We start from the raw sequence: 1,743 nt of genomic DNA on the forward strand, positions 1-1,743 counted from the left end.
CTTTATTTTATCAGATTTTTGCCTATCTCTCTTTTCTTTTTTCTTAATTTTGTCCAATATCTATTGTAGCACTACATGCGCTTTTATGGTGCAAACGATGTTTTGCTCTTGACGTTTTCAACAAAAAGTGTTATAATTGTTACGTACACATTGGCAATAGCGATAATTATTGCCCTGAAAATTCAAGAAATTAAGTTGGAAAGGATAACTTGAATATGAAAAAAGTTTTGTTCGCTTCTTCGGAGTGTGTTCCGTTTATCAAGACAGGCGGTCTTGCTGACGTTGTTGGCTCTCTGCCTAAGTGCTTTGACAAGAGGTATTATGATGTCAGAGTAATTCTTCCTAAATATTCCTGCATGAAACAGCAGTGGAAAGACATGATGCAGTACAAAACGCATTTCTACATGGACTTTGCAGGTCAGAGCCAATATGTGGGCGTGCTTGAATGCGTTTATGATGGCGTTACGTTCTATTTTATCGACAACGAACATTATTTCACCGGTGACAAGCCTTACACTGAGCATCACTGGGATATAGAAAAGTTCATGTACTTTGACAGGGCTGTGCTTTCTGCTCTGCCTCTTCTTGATTTCCGTCCTGACGTTATACACTGTCACGACTGGCAGACGGGTCTTATACCTGTATATCTTCATGACAGCTTTGCAGGGGGAGATTTCTTCCGCGGCATAAAGACCGTTATGACTATACACAATCTGAAATTTCAGGGAAATGACGGAGTTGAGCAGTTCAAGAGGATATCCGGTCTGTCTGACTACTACTTCACTATCGACAAGCTGAGAACGGGCGTTGACGGCAATATGCTCAAGGGCGGTCTTGTTTATGCTGACGCTATCACAACTGTCAGCAACACATACGCAGAGGAGATAAAGACGCAGTTCTACGGCGAGGGTCTTGACGGACTTATGAGGGCAAGGGCTAACGATCTCCGTGGTATCGTAAATGGTATCGACTACGTTGATTACAACCCTGACACGGACAAGAACATTGTTGTAAGATACAATTATGACAACGTGCTTGAGAAGAAGATACACAACAAGAGGGCAATTCAGGCTGAGCTTGGTCTTGCGCAGGACGACAATCGCTTTATGATAGGCATTGTTAGCCGTTTGACAGATCAGAAGGGCTTTGACCTTATTGCATACATGATGGAAAGAATGTGCGAACAGGGCATACAGTTCGTTGTGCTTGGCACGGGCGAGCAGAAATATGAGGATATGTTCCGCTGGTTTGCAGGCAAGTATCCTGACAGGGTTTCCGCTAACATTTACTACAGTGAGGAAATGAGCCACCGCATTTACGCATCTGCTGACGCATTCCTTATGCCGTCACTTTTCGAGCCATGCGGACTTTCACAGCTTATGTCACTGCGTTACGGCACGCTGCCTATCGTTCGTGAAACTGGCGGTTTGAGAGATACTGTTCAGCCGTTCAATCAGTTTGATAGGACCGGCACTGGTTTCAGCTTTGCAAACTACAATGCACACGAGATGTACAACACTGTGATGTTCGCAAAGTACATATTTGATGACAGACGTGACGAATGGAACGGACTTATCAAATCTGCAATGGCACAGGATTTCTCATGGCAGGCTTCTGCTAACAAATATCAGGAAATGTATGACTGGCTTATAGGATAAGATAAATACAAAAAGGCGCTGTAAAAAAAGCGCAACAAAGCCCGTGGATTCCCTCGATATGGAAGCCCACGGGCTTTAATATATC

At 43.6% G+C, this 1,743-nt stretch carries 1 protein-coding gene; it reads left to right on the forward strand.

The genetic code is table 11. The annotated features are described in order from the left end of the window. Positions 1-215 precede the first annotated feature (215 nt). On the forward strand, positions 216-1,658 hold the full coding sequence (gene glgA, locus AB5123_RS14265) for a glycogen synthase GlgA (RefSeq protein ID WP_195249036.1): 1,443 nt from the start codon (positions 216-218) through the stop codon (positions 1,656-1,658). Positions 1,659-1,743: the final 85 nt, after the last annotated feature.

The sequence above is a fragment of the Ruminococcus sp. RTP21204st1_B2_RTP21204_210225 genome, from assembly GCF_040914135.1.
Taxonomy (GTDB): Bacteria; Bacillota; Clostridia; order Oscillospirales; family Ruminococcaceae; genus Hominimerdicola; species Hominimerdicola aceti.

What these genes read in the sequence shown, in the direction of transcription:
- glgA (WP_195249036.1), top strand. Translation starts at nt 216, where the DNA reads ATGAAAAAAGTTTTGTTCGCTTCTTCGGAGTGTGTTCCGTTTATCAAG.